The organism is Bradyrhizobium sp. SZCCHNRI1029 (assembly GCF_032487555.1).
Lineage (GTDB): Bacteria > Pseudomonadota > Alphaproteobacteria > Rhizobiales > Xanthobacteraceae > Bradyrhizobium.
The window spans coordinates 344,321-362,453 of the sequence record NZ_JAUEUK010000006.1; the positions used below are offsets into that span (position 1 = coordinate 344,321).

An 18,133-nucleotide genomic window follows, 5' to 3' on the forward strand; every position below is an offset into this window, starting at 1 on the left:
AGAGGGCGCAAGCTACAAGCTGGCGACCAGATGCTCGTCCCGCGCCCAGCCGGAGGCGTCGGAACCGCCGCGATACATTTGCGGATGATATTCGCAGGCCCGTCATTGCGGCGCCTCGACCGAAAAGAAACGAAAATCTTGCGTTCGATCAATTATACGCACTCCAATTCCGTAAGAGGCTATCATGAAAGCAGTCGTCGTCGAGAACTACGAAGCCATCGACAATGTCGCTCTAAAGGATGTGGCTCAACCGGACATAACGCCTGGGATGGTTCGTGTCCGGATACAGGCTGCAAGCGTTGGCTTTGTGGACGGCTTGAAGGTCCGGGGCCTATATCAGACCAGGGATCCCCTGCCCTTCACACCGGGCACAGAGTTTGCCGGCACAGTCGATGCAGTCGCCCCGGACGTGGAAGGCTTTGCACCAGGGACGCCGGTTATCGGTATGGCCAGATCGGGTGGGCTTGCTGAGTATATTTGCCTCCCAGCTTCAGCGCTTTTCGTCAGGCCGGAAGACGTGGCACCGGAAGTTGGCGCTTCGTTTTTTGCGAATTATCTTACAGCGCTCTATTCGCTGAAGGTGCGGGGAACGCTTCGTCAGGGCGAAACGCTGCTGGTGCTTGGCGCAGCCGGCGGGGTTGGCATCGCCGCGGTACAAGTCGCAAAGCTACTGGGCGCCTCGGTCATAGCAGCCGCATCGACTGAGGCGAAACGGCAGTTTGCGACGGCGTACGGCGCCGACGCAGTGGTGAACTACACCGTCGACGGCTGGCGTGACGAGATAAAGACTCTCACCAGTGGCCGCGGCGTCGACGTGATCTTTGACCCGGTGGGCGGTGACCTGAGTCTGCAGGCATTCCGTTCGATCGCCTGGAATGGGCGTCATCTTGTCGTCGGGTTTGCGGCCGGCAGCATTCCCGCGCTGCCGTTCAATTTACCACTTCTGAAAGGAGGCGCATTGCTGGGCGTCGACCTCGCTCAGATCGGCCGCCGCGAACCGGACGTGCGCGACCAACTGATTGCCCAGCTATTCGCCTGGTTGAGCGAAAAGACACTCCTTCCGGTCGTAGGGAAGATCTTCGCCTTTCGGGATTTCCGCGATGCCTTCAAGGCAATGACCACGCGTTCCGCACTGGGAAAGATGGTTGTTCGGATCGATTGACGATCGCCTTCGACGCTTTGCATGAGGACAACCTATGAAAGTTTCCGACGCCCTAAACTCACGAATGTCGGTCCGCGCGTTTCTGGATAAGCCGGTCCAGGGAGAGATCGTGAAGGATATCCTGCTGGCGGCCGGTCGTTCGCCTTCGGGCGGCAACCTTCAGCCCTGGCATGTCTGGGCGCTGGCTGGTCAAGAGCTCGAACGGTTCAGGTCGCTCGTCGCCGAGCGGATGAAGATCAACCCAATGGGCGAAAAAGCAGAATACAACATCTATCCACCCGAGCTGAAGGAGCCGTACAGGACCCGACGCTTCAAGAACGGCGAAGATCTTTATCGCACAATTGAAATTCCACGCGAGGACAAGGCCGCGCGCCTGAAGCAGCTCGCGAAGAATTTTGGATTTTTCGGCGCTCCGGTCGGCTTGTTCTTTGCCATCGATCGCGAGATGGAGCCGGGACAGTGGGCTGATCTTGGCATGTACTTGCAATCCGTCATGTTGCTGGCCTTCGAAAAGGGATTGGCCACTTGCCCGCAGGAAGCGTGGGCAATCTGGCACAGGACGATAGCCGAATTCATCGCTTTGCCGCCTCATCTCATGATCTTTTGCGGCATGGCTCTCGGCTACGCGGATGCTGAGCATCCCATCAACAGCCTTCGCACGGAGCGCGCCGACTTATCGGAATTTGCGACGCTTCGAGGCTTCTGACTTGCGGGGCACGATGAAATCATCGACACGACCACCTTCATGTTGGGTCTGAAGGGGCTTCGCTATCATGGCGGCACCATCCCTTCGCGAATGACCCTTGGAGCAAGGTGCTCCAAGGGTCCTGTCGTGTGCAGCGCTGGCGCTTAGACTCCAATGACAGAGCTCGGCGCAAGCGCAGGATAGCTCTTCCAAGAGCAACTTAAGGCGACATGACTCTCACGAACCGAACCGGCCTGCCCTCGAAGATCGCATCGCGGTTGCGCCTGCCTTTGGTGGCCGCTCCGATGCTCCGGGTATCGGGCGTCAACCTCGTCACGGCGGTTTGCCGGTCGGGGGCGATCGGCGCCTTTCCCACTGCCAACGCTGGATCGGTCGAAGAACTCGATCACTGGCTGAGAGCGATCGAGCATGGCGTTGCAGACTTGGGTCATCAGGCTGCACCACACTGCCCCAATTTGATCGTGCGGCAGCCGCGCTTCCAGGAAGACCTTGCTTGTCTCGTCCGCCACAAGGTGGAGATCGTCATCACCAGCGTCGGGTCTCCTGCAGCGGCCGTTGGACCGCTGCAGGATGTAGGCTGTCTCGTATTCGCCGATATCGCGTCTCTGAATCACGCAGAGAAAGCAATCAAGGCCGGGGCGGATGGGCTGATCCTGTTGAGTGCCGGGGCGGGCGGCCAGACCGGCTGGGCAAATCCATTTTCCTTCGTCCGAGCCGTCCGAGCAATCTTCGACGGACCGATCGTTCTTGCGGGCGGCGATGGCGTCGCGTTGGCTGCTGCGCAGCTGCTCGGTTGCGACCTTGCTTATATGGGAACGCGCTTCATCGCCACGCGGGAAAAGCATGGCGAGTGACGCCTATCGTCAAATGCTCATCGACAGCACCATGGATGACGTGATCTTGACGAAGGCCTTCACCGGACTCGAGGCGAGCATGCTGCGTCCTTCGATCGTCGACGCCGGTCTCGATCCCGCTCATTTGGATGAGTCCGTTTCGCAAGAGCGTGCCAAGGAGGTGTTTGGGACCAAGTCGGGCGGCCCGCGTCGTTGGGCCGAGGTCTGGAGCGCAGGCCACTCCGTGTCCGGCGTGCGCTCCGTGATGGGAGCGGCGGAATTGATCGACGAGATCGCCAGAGAATATGTAGCGTCGGTCAATTCGGATCTAGTCCGAAGCAGCAAGCAACTGCGAACGTGACGAACTGGTCCGCCGCGCGACAGTCAACGCATGATCAGCAGGCGAACCGTGTCGCAGGAAATCGTAGTTTGGCGCACGACGTCGTGCAAATGGCGGAGAGGGAGTCCGCGAGACGGCGCAAAATATCTCTTTTATTCAACTGGTTGGGAGATTCACGGACCAGCGGTTCCACAAAATTACCCTCACCCACTTAGTGGATTGGAATGGAAAAAGACGGACAAACGCGGCCAAGTCTCACAAGGCGCGAACTGTTACCAAATCTTTCTCATACCTCCAGGCTCCGACGGGTTCACGTCGAGCAGTGCTTGGAGCGAGCTCACGAGTTCCAACCGCCGACGTCCTACGGTTGTAGTAATGAGATCCCCTGTCCCAATCAACTCGTAAAGCTTCGTGCGTCCCAAGCCAGTGATCTCGCATGCTTCGTTAATCGTGCAGGTGAGCCGTAGAACGAACGGAATCGACCTCGGTTCTCCAAATGGCTTGGATGAAGCAATCGACACCCCTTCGCCTCTGTCTCCTGACCTTGCCCCCAAGTTTTATCCAGATCTGAGTTCGTTCGGGCGGTTGGATGTGCCCATCCGGGCGGTCGTAGCGGCGGGAGCTGGCGCGACCTCATATTTCTTGACGATTTACGCCTTCGCCATTGCTTATCGCCTCGTTGAGGCTCTTCAGCATAGCGCGTTTGAACAGCACCTGGATGGGCTATGAACAGCGCTCTATTTCAGCACCATCACAATAGCGACAGTTGGCTATGGCGATATCGTGCCGAAGACCGCCGCGGCGCGGTCGCTTGTGATGGGCCATTGGGCTCCTTTTTTTAATGCTACTGGGCTCGTCGGCCGAAGATCCACCGAAGTTAAGCGCCGCCTTCAGTATTCGACCACCGATTGACCACCGCTACACCGTGAACGAACGTGGAAGCTCGTGAGCCGACGCCACGAAAAACGTCAATGTTTTTCAAGACCTTCGAGCAAGCAGGCCCGCTCATAACGGCCTGGTTTCAGGTTCTCGCTGATTGCTGATCAGGGCTAGCGATTCTGGCCGCAAGATCGGCAAGATCGAGAACAATCTCCCCCCGCGGCCGACTATGCGTTGTTTCAGATCGGCAGTTGGGTGACGGGACGGCGCGGAGATCGACCGCTCGATGAAACGATTCCGAGATTTCGCGGCGTGGCCTTGTCCGTGGCGGAAAGTCACGGCCGACGACGATGCGACGTCCTCCGCCGCCCGACTATAATCCGCTGTCTTTCACAGACTGCATGACGACAAATGTCGACGTATTCGACACATGCGGAAGGCTCGAAATCTTTTCGCCCAATACCTGCCGATACCTTTTGATATCAGCGGTTCGAACCTTCAGCAGGTAGTCAAATGAACCTGCGATCATGTGGCACTCTTCCACCTCCTTGATCTTCATGACCGCCGAGTTGAACTCGGTCAACGCCTTCTCCCGTGTGTCCGAAAGCCGGACTTCCGCGAAAGCAACGTGCTCCAGTCCGAGCCGTCGTGGATCCAGCACGGCCCTGAAACCAACGATGTAGCCGTCGTCCATCAGGCGCTTCAATCGCACCTGACACGGCGTTTTGGATAGGCCGACCTGCTTGGCCAGGTCGGTTACCGACATCCGGCCATCTTCGGCCAAGGCCTGCAGAATTCGCCCATCGAACTGGTCTATTTCACTATTTTCCTGCGTTTTCGCCATGCGATTGGACCGACTTGCTCCAGATGAAAGGTCGATAATACCATATTTCGGCAGAAACAAAGTCTGAAAGCCGGAGCCGCCAATGCTATTTCTAACTCGGTTCGATCAAGCGTCAGATGAAGGCTGAGGTGATGTCCAACTCCACCATGACTGTTCTTCCGCAAAGCGACTCCGAGGCGGACCGGCATGCAGTCTTCTCCAACTTCGCTCCGCCGATCCATCCGCAGCGCGCATTGCGTCAAGCGATCACGGCGGCCTACCGGCGTCCGGAAACGGAGTGCCTGCCCCCACTCGTGGCGGCCGCAACACTCCCGGCGAGACTCCAGTCGGCGGCGACGGAGACCGCACGACGTCTCATTGAAAAGCTGCGCGCCAAGCAAACACGTTCCGGAGTCGAGGCGCTCGTTCAGGAGTACGCGTTGTCGAGCCAGGAAGGTGTGGCTCTGATGTGCCTTGCCGAGGCGCTGCTTCGCGTCCCCGATACGCCGACGCGCGATGCACTGATCCGCGACAAGATCGCCACCGGTGACTGGACGTCGCACCTTGGCGGCGGACGGTCGCTGTTCATCAATGCCGCGACATGGGGACTCGTCGTCACCGGCAAATTGAGTTCGACCGTCAGCGACGGCAGTCTGGCTTCCGCACTGGCTCGCCTGATCGCGCGCTGCGGCGAGCCGGTCATACGTCGCGGCCTCGACATGGCGATGCGCATGATGGGAGAACAATTCGTCCGAGGCCAGACGATCGAGGAGGCGCTCCGCCATTCGAGCTCTCTAGAGCAACAAGGCTTTCGCTACTCGTATGACATGCTCGGCGAAGCGGCAATGACCGCCGCCGACGCCGAACGCTACTACAAGGACTACGAACACGCGATTTTCGCGATCGGACAAGCGTCCGCAGGACGCGGCGTCTATCAGGGCCCGGGCATCTCGATCAAGCTGTCCGCACTGCATCCACGCTACTCCCGGGCGCAGTCCACGCGCGTCATGGATGAACTCCTACCCAGGGTGAAGGCGCTGGCACTCCTGGCCAAGCGATTCGACATCGGCCTCAATATCGACGCCGAGGAGGCAGAACGGCTCGAATTGTCGCTCGATCTTCTCGAACAGCTCTGCCTGGATACGGACCTCTCAGGCTGGCATGGAATGGGGTTTGTCGTACAAGCCTACGGCAAGCGCTGCCCATTCGTACTCGACTACATCGTCGATCTTGCGCGCCGCGCCGGCCGCCGCATCATGGTCCGCCTCGTCAAGGGCGCCTATTGGGACGCTGAGATCAAGCGCGCCCAGGTTGATGGGCTGAACGGGTTTCCCGTCTACACGCGCAAGGTCTACACGGACGTCTCCTACATTGCTTGCGCCAGAAAATTGCTCGCAGCACCCGACGCGATCTTCCCCCAGTTTGCGACCCACAATGCCCAGACCCTCGCCACGATCTACTATATGGCCGGTCAGAATTTTCAGCCCCGGCAATACGAGTTCCAGTGTCTGCACGGCATGGGCGAACCGCTCTATGAAGAGGTCGTCGGTGACGCCAAGCTCAACCGCCCTGTGCGGATCTACGCACCGGTTGGCACGCATGAGACCCTTCTCGCATACCTCGTTCGGCGCCTGCTCGAAAACGGGGCGAACTCCTCCTTCGTCAACCGCATCGTAGACCCGAACATATCGGTCGACGACCTCGTGAGCGATCCCGTGGAAGCCGTCAAGGCGATGGCGACGATGGGCGCACAGCACAGCAAGATCAAACTGCCGGCCGAGCTGTTTGGAAGCAGTCGAACGAATTCGGCAGCCCTTGATCTGACCGATGAAGCCATCCTCGCGTCGCTCACACGCGCGTTGAAGGCGAGCACCGGCATCGAATGGAAGGCGACACCTCGACTCACGACCAACGAGGCGAGCGCTCCAGCACGTCCGATCTGCAATCCCGGAGATCGCCGCGACATCGTCGGCTGGGTGACTGACGCATCGGACGACGATGTGCTGCGGGCGACTGAGCAGGCTTCCGCTGCAGCCGCGAGTTGGGCGTCCGTACCACCGCCGGAGCGCGCCGAATGCCTCACCCGGGCTGCCGATTTCATGCAAGATCGGATGCCCACCCTTCTCGGCCTGATTTCGCGTGAAGCCGGCAAGTCGTTGCCGAATGCGATCTCCGAGGTGCGCGAGGCGATCGATTTCCTGCGCTATTATGCAGCGGAAGCACGCCGCACCCTCGGCCCGGCTCAAAAGCCGCTTGGTCCGGTCGTTTGCATCAGCCCGTGGAATTTCCCGCTGGCGATTTTCATCGGACAGATCTCAGCCGCACTGGTCGCCGGCAATCCGGTGTTGGCAAAACCTGCCGAAGAAACCCCGCTGATCGCGGCCCAAGGCGTTCGCATCCTGCATGAAGCGGGTATTCCGGCCGACGTCCTGCAACTGGTGCCGGGTGATGGCCGCGTCGGCGCCCTTCTGGTCGCCTCGCCGGCGATCTCGGCCGTGATGTTCACTGGATCGACCGAGGTCGCGCGTCTGATCCAGTCGGAGCTTGCAAACCGACTTTCGATGGAAGGTCGGCCGATCCCATTGATCGCAGAGACCGGCGGGCAGAATGCGATGATTGTCGACTCTTCGGCGCTTGCAGAACAGGTCGTCGGTGACGTGATTGCATCGGCCTTCGATAGCGCTGGCCAACGCTGTTCGGCTCTTCGGGTCCTTTGTCTCCAGGAAGATGTTGCGGATCGCATTCTGAACATGCTGAAAGGCGCAACGCGTGAGCTGACCATGGGGCGCACAGACCGCCTGTCGGTCGATGTCGGTCCGGTCATCACGTCGGAAGCAAAGAAGACGATCGAGGAGCACATTGAGACGATGCGCGGCTTGGGTTGCGCGGTCGAACGGATCGGCCAGAGCGCGGACACCACCAATGGCACGTTCGTATCTCCAACGATTATTGAACTCGATAGGCTCTCTGATCTGACACGGGAAGTCTTCGGACCTGTTCTTCACGTTCTGAGATACCGCCGTGAAGATCTCGATGCCCTGATCGACGACATCAATGCAACGGGCTATGGCCTCACCTTTGGCCTGCATACACGTCTGGACGCAACGATCGCGCACGTCACACATCGCGTCAAAGCAGGAAACATCTACGTGAACCGCAATGTGATTGGCGCTGTCGTCGGTGTCCAGCCATTTGGCGGCCGCGGACTGTCCGGTACGGGCCCCAAGGCCGGCGGCCCGCAATATCTGGGGCGACTTGTCACGCCCTCCCCGATCGCGCTGCAGCCCAGCTCCAACAACACCAACACGGCGCTTCTCGATTGGGCGAAGTGGCTTGAGGACAAGGGGGCGAACGCGGCCGCCGACGCGGCTCGTTATTTCGGTCAAGTCTCCGCGCTCTGGCATGAGGTCGAGCTCCCCGGGCCCGTCGGTGAACGCAACGTCTACGCGTTGCATCCGAGAGGCCTCATCCTTTTGGCACCCGAAACGGTGACCGGCCTCTATCATCAGCTTGGCGCAGTCATCGCCACCGGCAATCACGCGATAATCGACGCTGCATCGGGATTGCAGAGCTCGCTGGCGGGGCTACCGCCACACTTGGCCGGCCGCGTGTCCTGGTCGACCGACTGGGACGCTCACGGTCTCTTCGGGGGCGCCCTGGTCGAGGGCGGGGTCGAGCGCGTCCAGTCCGTCTGCAAGCGGATCGCCGCCATCCCGGGACCACTCGTGCCGGTTCAGGCAGCTTCAGCAAACGAAATTGCCCGAAATCAGAATGCTTACAATATCCAATGGCTGCTGGAGGAGGTGTCGACGTCGATCAACATGGCCGCGGCCGGCGGCAATGCGAGCCTGATGACGATCGGGTAGGACGTCGAGCGCACGCGCTTCCCGCGCGTGCACTTCGAGATGCGATCGCAGCAGACGTACGTCCTGGCCAAGCAGCCTGAAGATCGACGCCGCTACACAGCCTTGTACTTGCGGGCGAGCGCAGCGCTTCCGACGATGGTCATCATCAGCGTGACGGCGAGCAGGATGAAGGCGAGAGCGGCGCCGAAAGGCCAGTTGCTGACACGGTTGAACTGATCGTAGACCGCCGGGGCCATCATCTGGAACTGTGGCCCTCCCAGCAGGACGGGGGTGGCATAGGCGTTCATGCTCAGGATGAACACCATGACCCCACCTGCAATGACGCCGGGCATCGCCAGCGGCAGGACCACGCGCCGAAACACGGTGAACGGCCGCGCCCCGAGATTGGCTGCGACCTCCTCTGTCTGGCGCGGAATGCCCTCGATCACCGCGGAGAGGGTCAGAACCATGTAGGGCAGGACGATGCCGATGATGCCGATGACCACGGCACCGGGGGTATAGAGCAGTTTCAGGGGAGCCGTGCCGAGGCCTGCGCCCTGCAGCGTGGCATTGATCAACCCGTCATTTCCCAGCAGGGCAATCCAGCCTGCCGAACGAACCACGTTGCCGACCAGCAGCGGGAACATCGTGAGGATGGTCACGAGGCTCTTGAGCTTGCTATCCATCCGCGACAGCCAGTAGGCCGCAGGAAACGCGAGGATCACCGTGACCAGGGTGCAGAGGACGGCGACGCCCAACGTCATCAGCAGGACGCGCTGATAGTAGGGGTCGGCCACCGCGCGCAGATAGTTCTCACCGGTCAGGGCCTCGATCATCAGCGAGGCCGCGTCAAAATGGTTCAGAGAGATGCGGGCCATCATGACCATCGGCGCGACAAGGAGCACACAGACGAGAAGACCGGCAGGCAGGATGAAGATCGCCATATCGCGCCTCAGCCCTTGAAATCTTTGTTCCAGAAATCGAGAAAGGCGGCCTGCTGCTCCACGAGATAGGTGAAGTTCGGCGTCCAGAGGCGCGCCCGCTCGGCCTCGGAGAAGTTGATCTGCTTGTCGAGCTCGGGCGGCAGCGGTGCGTCCGTGACGGTCGGGACGTATCCCATCTTGGTGGCAAAGGCGATTTGCGACGAGGGCTCGAGCATGGAGTTCAGATATTTGAAAGCATCTTCCTTGTTGCGTGCGTTCTTGGGAACCGCAGCCTCATAGATCGTCGGGAAAGCCCCCTCTTCGGCGATCACATGGCCCAGCGGGATCCCGGCCTGTTTCCACATGAAGCCCCGCGCGGCCGCGATGATGGTGAACCAGATGTCCTCGGATTTCAGGGCCGCGGCGACGGCTTCCGTGGAGGCCAATACCTTCACGTCCAGGGACCGCCATTCCATCAATTTCTTCTTGGCGGGCTCGAAGTCGTTCATTGAGCCGCCGCCGGCGATCGCGGCAAACGCCATATTGGTGGTGAAGAGGAAATCGGAGAGGCCGACCCTGCCCCGATATTTCGGATCCCAGAGATCGTTGATCGACCTGGGCGGCGTGGGCACGCGGTTCGTGTTGTAGACGATGGTATGGGCCGAATAGATATGAGGAATGGAGTTCGGCTTGCGCAGGAACGGCAGCACTTTGGCGGTCCGCGGCACGACCTGCTCCGAGACGCCTTCGAGCACGTCGCGCTGAGCGGCGGCGAACATGTCGAAATCTGCGAGACAGGCGACATCCATGCTCCCGCGCCGGCTCTGACGCTCGGCGAGCAGCTTGGTCCGGCGCGGAACAGGGCTGGATACGTCCTGAAGAACGTCGATACCCGTCGGCTTCATGATGGCGATGTCAACGCTTTCGCGCAGCAGATCGCCGAAGTCTCCGCCCCAGGTCCCAACGGTGACCTGGCGGCTTTGGGCCGATGCCATGCCTGGCAGCAGAGCGGCGGCTGAGGCAGCGCCGAGAAATCCACGACGGGTGAGTGCGGTCATTGTCGTAACCTTCTGGATTGGATTTTCTATTTTCAGGCGAGGATCAGCCGTGCAGCAGCCGGCTCCCAGTTCACGCGAACCACGTCTCCGGTCTTGAGCTGACGCATGGCATCGCCGGCGGCCGGCGTCGCTCGAATGGCGGTGAGCGCTACGCCGTCGAGTTCGAGCCGGTACTCGGTTTGAGCACCGAGATAGAAGATGCCGGAGATCCGCGCGGGAAGTCCGACAGCGTCGGGAGCGGCGTGGACCGCGACGCGCTCCGGCCGCAGAGCCAGCACACTGGCATTGCTGGGAGCCGCCGCGACATCGCAGGGCAGCAGGCTGCCGCCTGCGCTTCGCAGCGCCTGGCCCTCGATGGTGCCGGTGATGATGTTGCAGCGTCCGACGAAATCCGCGACGAAGGCATCCGCGGGCTGCTCGTAGAGCTCTTCAGCGGTCCCGATCTGCCGCACGCGCCCGCTTTCCATCACCACCAGACGGTCGGACATGGTCAGCGCCTCCTCCTGATCGTGCGTCACCATCAGGGTAGTGAGACCGAGACGCTGCTGCAGGGCGCGGATCTCAGTACGCACATCGGCGCGCAGCTTGGCGTCGAGATTGGACAAGGGCTCGTCCAGTAGAAAGACGGCGGGATTGATGACCAGCGCTCGCGCAAGCGCTACGCGCTGTTGCTGGCCGCCCGACAATTGGCGTGGCATGCGATCCGCCAGATGGTCGAGCCGAACCAGCTTCAGCGCCTCGGCGATGCGCCGATCGCGGTCGGCGCGATTGACCTTGCGCATTTCGAGGCCGAACCCGACGTTGTCGGCGACGCTCATGTGCGGAAAAAGCGCGTAGGATTGGAAGACCATGCCGGTCTGGCGAGCGTAGGGCGCGGTGCGCGTGACGTCCTGCCCCGCGATGACGACGCGGCCGGCGGTCGGCTCGATGAAGCCGGCGACCATCCGCAGCGTAGTGGTCTTGCCGCAGCCGGAGGGGCCGAGCAGCGAAACCAGTTCACCTTCGGCGATCGCGATGTCCGCGCGCTCGACGGCGACGGATAGTCCGTATTCCTTGCGCAGTCCCTCGAGACGGAGCGTGCCCACGGTGTATCCTCCTCAAAGGGTCAGACGACCCGGGACAATTTCACGAAACGGTCGGTGACGAGCATCAGCGCCGCGACGACCAGGATCTGCACCGTCGCGACCGCGGCAAGGGTCGGATCCATGCGGAATTCGAGATAGTTGAGCATCGCGACGGGCAGCGTGGTCTTGCCAGCGCCCACCAGGAGCAGGGTCAGCTCGAGGCTCTCGAAGCTCTGGATGAAGGAGAACATGGTCGCCGCAACGATCCCCGGCCGCAGCATCGGCAAAGTCACGCGGCGAAACACGGTCCAGGGGCGCGCGCCGAGATTGGCGGCCGCTTCTTCGGCGATGGTGTCCAAGCCCTGCAGGCTGGCGGTCACCACCCGCACCGTCCAGGGGATGGTGAGCAGGACGTGGGCCGCGATCAGGCCCGGCAGGGTGCCGACGATGTCGAGGTCGAGCCTGTTCTCCAGCTTGAGATAGAACAGATACAACGCCGTTCCGGCGACGATGCCGGGCACCGCCAGCGGACCGAGCAGAAGCGTATTGATGGCCGACTTCGCCGCGATGGTGCTGCGCGACAGCGCAAGCGCCGCTGCCGTGCCGAACGCGACGCCAATTGCGGTTGCGATCAGCGCCACTTGCAGGCTGAGCAGAAAGCCATTGGCGAATTCGCGCCGGGTCCAGGCATTGAAGTACCAGCGAAAGGTCAGGCCGCTCGGTGGAAACGACACGATCTCGTCGCGGAAGAAGCTGGTCATGATCACCATGACCACTGGCGCAAGCATCAGCACATAGGCGATCGCCACCAATGTGCGATGAGCGAGACGGCTCGACGTCATGGCCCGCCCCTCCGTGCCTGCTGAGCTGCGAGGAGAAATGCCGGGACGACCATTTGCGCCAGCATTTCAACGATGGGCAAATGCCCGTCGTGAAAATGCCCCGCCTCGTGCAGCAGGTTGATCTGGCCGATGACTTCGCTGTTCCAGCGCACGGGCATGTTCAGGATGCTTGCGCATCCGAGCGCGAGGATTTTCTCATGATCAGGAAAGTCGCGTGCAATGTCGCTGGCGTTTCGACCAATATAGGGCACGCCCGACATGAGCACGCGGCGCATGGTGGGGGCTTCTTCCAAGGCCTTTGAACCCTGGGCCGGAAACCGATCCGGCGCGCTGCTATAGAGCCGATCGGCGACACCGTCCGCCGGCCGGTAGAGCAGAGCCGTAAACAGCTTGTGGCCGACGGCCGCGGCGAGCAGGCGGTCCAGCACGCGCAGGCTCGCGCCGGGCTGGTCCCGCTCGGCCAGCGCAGTCGCCAATGCCGCGAGCGGCGCCATGGAGCTACTATACTGAAGCGCGTCGCGGGTGCTCATGCGCCAGGTCCCCGGCTTGCAACAAGCGGAAGATGCAGTGCCGATGGGCGCTCGCCGCCAAACGCCACCGTGAGGAGCGGAGGCCTGCCGTGCGGCACCTGCGCGAAATGATCGGCGTCAGCGCCGGCAATCGACAGACGGATGCGGCTGCCGGCTGCGAAACGCCAGGCGGTCGGCAGCAATGGAATGCGGATGCACTCCCAGGCGCCGGGGACCAGCGGTGCCGCATCGGCCCGCGAGAAGCTCCGGAATGGCCAGGTGGTGCTATAGCTGTCCGGCGCCGGGGTTTCCTTGCGGTGCAGAGCCCGCAGCAGTCCCTCGGTCACGTAGCGCTCGGTGCCATCCGCTTCGATTTCGCTCACATAGACGAACAGCGCCGCATCGGGCTCGCTGGAGGATAGCCAGATATCCGCAACGCCATGACCGGCGAGCTCCATGGCCTCGACCAGGGGCGCCGAGGTGTAGCTCAGCATCCGATCGGTGCGTCCTTGCCAGTCGGTGTAGTAGCTCCGGCTATCGACGCCCGCGATGCGCTCAAAGCGCGTCTGCTGCCCCGTGCCGAGGGTGAAGTCGACCTTGTAGGACTCCGCGCCGCCATGGGTGGCGGTGTCGCCGAGACCGTGGCCGGACGTGAGGAACAGTGTCCGCTGCGCTTCAATCGGCGGCCAGGCGCGAGACGCTCGCCATGCCTGCGCATGGAGGGAAAAATAGTGGATCGGGGCCTCGTTCTTAAGGCCTGTGTCCCACCCGAGAAGATAGGTATCGAAGAATCGCAAGACTTCGCCGAGAAGCGGGAAATCCACGACCTCGGAGGTCCGCCAGGGCGAGATGTCGATCCGGGCGCCATGGTCCCAGGGGCCGAGCAGGAGATGGCGCGGATTGTCCTTCATGGTCAGGAAGCGCGAGATCGCACCATTCATGTAGCCGGCCCCGTCGCACCAGCCGGAGACCGACAGGATCGCCACGTCGCGCCGCACGCCCGCAGACAACGCATAGGGACTGAACGAGGCAGAGCTGAAGCCGGGATCGTAGACAAGCGCTTCTTCGCGGAATTTGAACTCCGCCATGAAATCGGTCTGGCGGAAGTTCGCCAGATGCTCACGGACCGCTTCCCGCACCAGAACGCCGTCGGTATCCGCATCGACCGGCTGCGGGCCTTCGAAATCCGGATTGCTGTAGTAGGAGAACTTCTGGAGCACGTCGCGCCGATCATGATCCAGGCCGATGAGCAGCTCATCATAGATCTGCGTCAGCGACGTGACCTGAAGGCCGCCCGGGAAGTAGTTGTCGGTGTAGGTGTCCCACACCGAAAACAGCGGCGCGATGGCCTTGACGGCCGGATGACCCGTGCTGGCCAGGAAGTCCGACGCCGCGCCGAGATAGGACACGCCGGTGGCGCCGATGCTGCCGTTGGACCAGGGCTGGGCCACGATCCAATCGGCAATCTCGCGGCTGTCCTCGCGCTCCTTGGGGGAGCGGAAGCTGTCGCGGGTGCCGAAGCTGGCGCCCGTGCCACGGACATCGACCACCACCACCGCATACCCGCGTGGCACGAAGAAATCGCGGAACTTACCGGTGTTGGGATTGACCTCGCCACTCCCGCCCGGCCGCAGCTTGAAGCGGCGATAATACGGGGTGAACAGAGCGATCGTTGCGAACGATTTGTCGGGTGCCGCGCCGTCGATGGCTTCGGGCAAATAGACGTCCACGGCAATGCGGCAACCATCGCGCATCGTGACGTAGCACGAGACAGGCTCCGTCAAGCGGGACGTCACTGGTCGACGCTCAACATAGTCGCCCGGGGCCATCTGCCAGGCGCGATCGGTTTCGGCACACACGGTCATTGCGGCTCTCACATGCCCATCATTTGGGCTTCCACTTGAGCTGCAAAGAAACATTGCAAATTTCATGCGTCAAATGCGTAATATGTCGTATTATATGCGGAATGCGCATTCAGGAGCTGGATTTGCCCAATCACCGTGGTCTGGAAGCCCTCCGGGCGTTTGTGGAAACAGGGTCCGTGTCGCGGGCGGCCGAGCGGCTGGGGCGCACGCAGCCCCAGGTCGGGCGGCTGCTCAGCGCGCTGGAGAAGGAGGTGGGCTTTCCTCTGTTCGGACGCGACAGCCGTCCTTTGACGCTGACGCGCGAGGGGCGGGAGTTTTACGCCCATGCGGAGCGCGTTCTCCTTGGCCATGATGGACTGCAACGTTTTGCGGTGCAGATGAGCCGCGGAACGCGCCATCATCTGCGAATCCTCACTGCTCCCTTCATTGCTCACGCCATGGTTGCCGATGCCGTAGCCACCGTGGCCAAGCGCTCTCCGAACTTCACGGCTTCGATCGAATCCCGGGTGCGCCTGGATATCGAGACCTGGGTCGGCCAGGAAACCTTCGATCTCGGGGTCACCATCCTGCCGCTCTCGCATGCGGCTTTCGGGACCGAGGAGTTCCTGCGCGTCGAAGCCATGGTCGCAATGCGCCCGGATCATCCGCTCGCGGCGCAGCAGATCGTGACCTTCGATCAGTTCGCCGCCGAGGACGTCATCGTCACGCATCCGCGCTCGATCCTGCGACAACATCTCGAACGCCTGAGCCGTGAAGCCCGCAAGCCGTTAAAGGTGCGATTTGAAGCCACCAATGGCGTGATCGCCTGTCAGCTCACCGGGAGAGGACTCGGATGTTGCCTGTCCGACCCCTTCGTCGCCCGCTCCAGCGGTGTGCCGGATCTGGTTCTCAGGCCATTTCGTCCGGCCTTTCCGCTCCAATACGGCTTCCTGCATCCCATCTGGCAATCCCGTTCGCCGATGGTCGTCGAGCTGGCTGCGGAAATCAGCGGGGTCGCCAAGTCTCAGTCCGAAGCATTCCTCCAGGCCCCTCGTTGAGCCGCCCAATCAGGCTGTTCTGACGCCGGTGCTTGTAAGGTGCCGGCCGTATTCTGGCTTCTTTTCTCGAGACCCCAGCGGCGAAATGCCTGCTCCACTGAGAGAAACTATCTAAGAAAGACGCCATGGTCCGCGAACCTGTTTCGCACCAGAACCAGGCGCAAAAAGCACGATCAACCTGAACGAAAGCTAGCAAGAGCAAGGAAGCTGATCGCTCGGTCGCCGGCTCGCAGCATAGAGAAGCTTGCCGCTCAAATGGTAGTTGATTGGTCATCGGCTTCTTGCGTCCGCTAAGCGGATCTGACGAAGTTTCAATTTGATCCTTCAGACTTCATCGCAAACCCTGGTTGAAACTCGCTAAGCGAGTCGAGACGTGCGTTGCCCGGCTGTTGACGATGATTTCCGCGCTCGCTTGCTCGATCTGGTGAACGAAGTAGAGCGTAACTCCTCGAAATCGAATGAAATTTCTGCGGAACCAACGAACCTCATCAATACCCTGCCGCTCATAACGGTCTGGTTGCAGGTTCGAGTCCTGCCGGGCCCACCACGCTTCGTCCTTCGGGCTACGCGTGGCGCAGCCATGCGGAGACCGAGGAGCGAGAGAAAGCGAAGACGGACTGTCGCCGAAGTCGGCTTCCGCGCCAGAAATGCCGACGCAAGCGTTCGTCACTTCCAGCCGCGCACAATATCGAGGAGGGCCGGAGCCGACAGTGCAGCGAAGGCACCGATCGCGGCGACCTTGTGCTCGTCATACCATCCGGCCTGGTGAAGTAAATTGAGCGATCCGATTGTCTTTCCGTTCCAGCGCAAGGGATAGTTGACGGCACTTTCGCAGCCGAGCGACCGGATAAGCTCATGATCGAAGAATGCGCGCTTCATGTCTTCGTAGTCGTAGCAGATGCGCGGCTTACCGGTCAGCACGATCTCCTTGTAGAATGCGCTTGATCGATCGATGGGCTTGCTTCCGCCGACGGGATAGGCCCCTGGCTGGTTGGAATAGTAGCGCTGGTTCTGCCCGACATCCTCGTTGAGCACCAGAACGGTGAACAGCTTGTGTCCAACCGTTTGCGCCAACGCGAGGTTGAGGCTGGCCAGAATGACATTGGGCTGCCCCGGCTCTGTCCCCGCCCGCGCAACCTCGTCTATCGCAGCCAGACGAACCTTCGAATCAGGCGCGATGCTCGCCTCCGTCGCGGCCCGAGCTGAACCGCATATCGGCGTCGCAAGAACCGTCCCCAGTCCTCCTGTCAATAGGCCACGGCGCGCGAAGACCGGTGAGCTGATCGACAGCATTGCGTATCTCCTTTCCATCAAAAATTGACAATAGAAGCTTCTCTCCCGAGAGGCGCCAACGACCGCGGAGCGGAATCCAGATTGAAACATTCACGCCGGCGCAAGTCGCTCCGGCGGAGCACGAGACAGCTTGCCGTAGCGCCGAGCGAAACCAACGCTCCCGAGCACGGTGAAGGCCATGGTGAAGATCAGAAGCAAGAACGCCAACGCCGCTCCCATCGGCCAGTTGTTGCTCCTTATGAACTGGTCGTACACGGCAGGCGCCATCATCTTGAACCTGGGACCGCCCAGGAGAACCGCAGTCGCGTAGGTGTTCATGCACAGAACGAACACAAGCGTGCATCCAGCTGCGACGCCCGGCAGCGCGAGCGGAAGAACGATGCGCCGAAAGACCACGACCGGGGACGCTCCGAGGTTGGCGGCCGCTTCTTCCAATTGGAGGGGAATACTCTCGATCACCGACGAAATGGTTATGATCATGTACGGCAACACCACCGCAATGATGCCGAATACGACCGCTTTCGGCGTATATATGAGTTGCATAGGCTGTGCGATCAGACCCAGCCGCGCAAGTCCCCAGTTGATGAGACCGTCGCGATCGAGCAATGCCATCCAGCCCGCGGACCGGACCACGTTGCCCACAAGCAGGGGAAACAGAGTAGCGATCAGAACGATGCTCTTCCACCGGCTCTCGATGCGTCCCAGCCAATAGGCTGCCGGAAATGCGATGATGAGCGTGACCATCGTACACAGCAGCGCAATGCCAAGCGTCGTGAGAACGATCTGCTGATAGTACGGATCGGTCGCTGCGCGTAGGTAGTTGCCGGCGGTCAGCGCCTCTACCATCATCTGCGTCGGACCTAGCTCGTTCAACGAGATCCTGAACATCAGAACGAGCGGACCGACGAGCAAGCCGAGAATGAGAAGACATGCGGGAACGAGCAGGATCGCCAT

Annotated in this window: 14 protein-coding genes and 2 pseudogenes; 6 read left to right on the forward strand and 10 right to left on the reverse strand. The window is 61.3% G+C overall.

The genetic code is table 11. From position 1 onward, the window contains the following. Positions 1-184: 184 nt before the first annotated feature. The 3 genes and pseudogenes from QW861_RS19380 to QW861_RS19390 all read left to right on the forward strand — a co-directional run bounded on the left by QW861_RS19380 (position 185) and on the right by QW861_RS19390 (position 3,062). Entirely contained in the window at positions 185-1,162 is a 978-nt protein-coding gene (locus QW861_RS19380) for an NADPH:quinone oxidoreductase family protein (RefSeq protein WP_315754088.1), read from the forward strand. Between the two features lie 34 nt (positions 1,163-1,196). After that, positions 1,197-1,868 (forward strand): nitroreductase, encoded by a 672-nt coding sequence (locus QW861_RS19385; RefSeq protein WP_315754086.1) that lies wholly within the window; start codon positions 1,197-1,199, stop codon positions 1,866-1,868. Positions 1,869-2,077: 209 nt separating this feature from the next. Further along, positions 2,078-3,062 (forward strand): annotated as a pseudogene (locus QW861_RS19390) (NAD(P)H-dependent flavin oxidoreductase). Positions 3,063-3,313: 251 nt separating this feature from the next. On the opposite strand, the gene QW861_RS34025 reads toward QW861_RS19390, so the two are convergent. Then, positions 3,314-3,562 (reverse strand): helix-turn-helix domain-containing protein, encoded by a 249-nt coding sequence (locus QW861_RS34025; RefSeq protein ID WP_409998687.1) that lies wholly within the window; start codon positions 3,560-3,562, stop codon positions 3,314-3,316. A 223-nt stretch (positions 3,563-3,785) separates the two neighbouring features. Here QW861_RS34025 and QW861_RS34030 point away from each other — a divergent pair. Next, positions 3,786-3,953, forward strand: a pseudogene (locus QW861_RS34030) (ion channel); the annotation flags it as partial. A 340-nt stretch (positions 3,954-4,293) separates the two neighbouring features. Here QW861_RS34030 and QW861_RS19395 read toward each other — a convergent pair. Further along, entirely contained in the window at positions 4,294-4,764 is a 471-nt protein-coding gene (locus tag QW861_RS19395) for an Lrp/AsnC family transcriptional regulator (protein ID WP_315754084.1), read from the reverse strand. A 146-nt stretch (positions 4,765-4,910) separates the two neighbouring features. On the opposite strand from QW861_RS19395, the gene putA reads away from it, so the two are divergent. Next, complete coding sequence (gene putA / locus QW861_RS19400; RefSeq protein ID WP_315754156.1) at positions 4,911-8,609, forward strand: trifunctional transcriptional regulator/proline dehydrogenase/L-glutamate gamma-semialdehyde dehydrogenase; 3,699 nt, start codon at positions 4,911-4,913, stop codon at positions 8,607-8,609. 92 nt (positions 8,610-8,701) lie between these two features. Here the strand turns inward: putA and QW861_RS19405 are convergent, their stop codons facing one another. The 6 genes from QW861_RS19405 to QW861_RS19430 are packed head-to-tail and all read right to left on the reverse strand — an operon-like array spanning position 8,702 to position 14,768. Then, positions 8,702-9,532: an ABC transporter permease gene (locus QW861_RS19405; RefSeq protein ID WP_315828350.1), complete on the reverse strand. Its 831-nt coding sequence runs from the start codon at positions 9,530-9,532 to the stop codon at positions 8,702-8,704. Between the two features lie 8 nt (positions 9,533-9,540). Continuing rightward, positions 9,541-10,569 (reverse strand): extracellular solute-binding protein, encoded by a 1,029-nt coding sequence (locus QW861_RS19410; RefSeq protein WP_315828349.1) that lies wholly within the window; start codon positions 10,567-10,569, stop codon positions 9,541-9,543. A gap of 32 nt (positions 10,570-10,601) precedes the next feature. Beyond that, positions 10,602-11,654: an ABC transporter ATP-binding protein gene (locus QW861_RS19415; protein ID WP_315754078.1), complete on the reverse strand. Its 1,053-nt coding sequence runs from the start codon at positions 11,652-11,654 to the stop codon at positions 10,602-10,604. A gap of 20 nt (positions 11,655-11,674) precedes the next feature. Then, positions 11,675-12,475, reverse strand: a complete 801-nt coding sequence (locus QW861_RS19420) for an ABC transporter permease (RefSeq protein ID WP_315754076.1) — start codon at positions 12,473-12,475, stop codon at positions 11,675-11,677. Then, positions 12,472-13,005, reverse strand: coding sequence for a GAF domain-containing protein (locus tag QW861_RS19425; protein ID WP_315754074.1), 534 nt, complete (start codon positions 13,003-13,005; stop codon positions 12,472-12,474). Before QW861_RS19425 ends, QW861_RS19420 begins: the two co-directional genes overlap by 4 nt. Then, entirely contained in the window at positions 13,002-14,768 is a 1,767-nt protein-coding gene (locus QW861_RS19430) for a CocE/NonD family hydrolase (protein WP_315754072.1), read from the reverse strand. The genes QW861_RS19425 and QW861_RS19430 overlap by 4 nt, the downstream gene beginning before the upstream one ends. Before the next feature lie 182 nt (positions 14,769-14,950). On the opposite strand from QW861_RS19430, the gene QW861_RS19435 reads away from it, so the two are divergent. Then, positions 14,951-15,886 (forward strand): LysR family transcriptional regulator, encoded by a 936-nt coding sequence (locus QW861_RS19435; RefSeq protein ID WP_315754070.1) that lies wholly within the window; start codon positions 14,951-14,953, stop codon positions 15,884-15,886. 666 nt (positions 15,887-16,552) lie between these two features. On the opposite strand, the gene QW861_RS19440 is transcribed toward QW861_RS19435, so the two are convergent. Then, a complete protein-coding gene (locus QW861_RS19440; RefSeq protein ID WP_315754069.1) occupies positions 16,553-17,179 on the reverse strand; it encodes a GAF domain-containing protein in 627 nt (208 codons plus the stop codon). Between the two features lie 90 nt (positions 17,180-17,269). Beyond that, positions 17,270-18,133 carry an ABC transporter permease gene (locus QW861_RS19445; protein WP_315754067.1) on the reverse strand — a complete coding sequence of 288 codons (864 nt, stop codon included), beginning with the start codon at positions 18,131-18,133 and terminating at the stop codon, positions 17,270-17,272.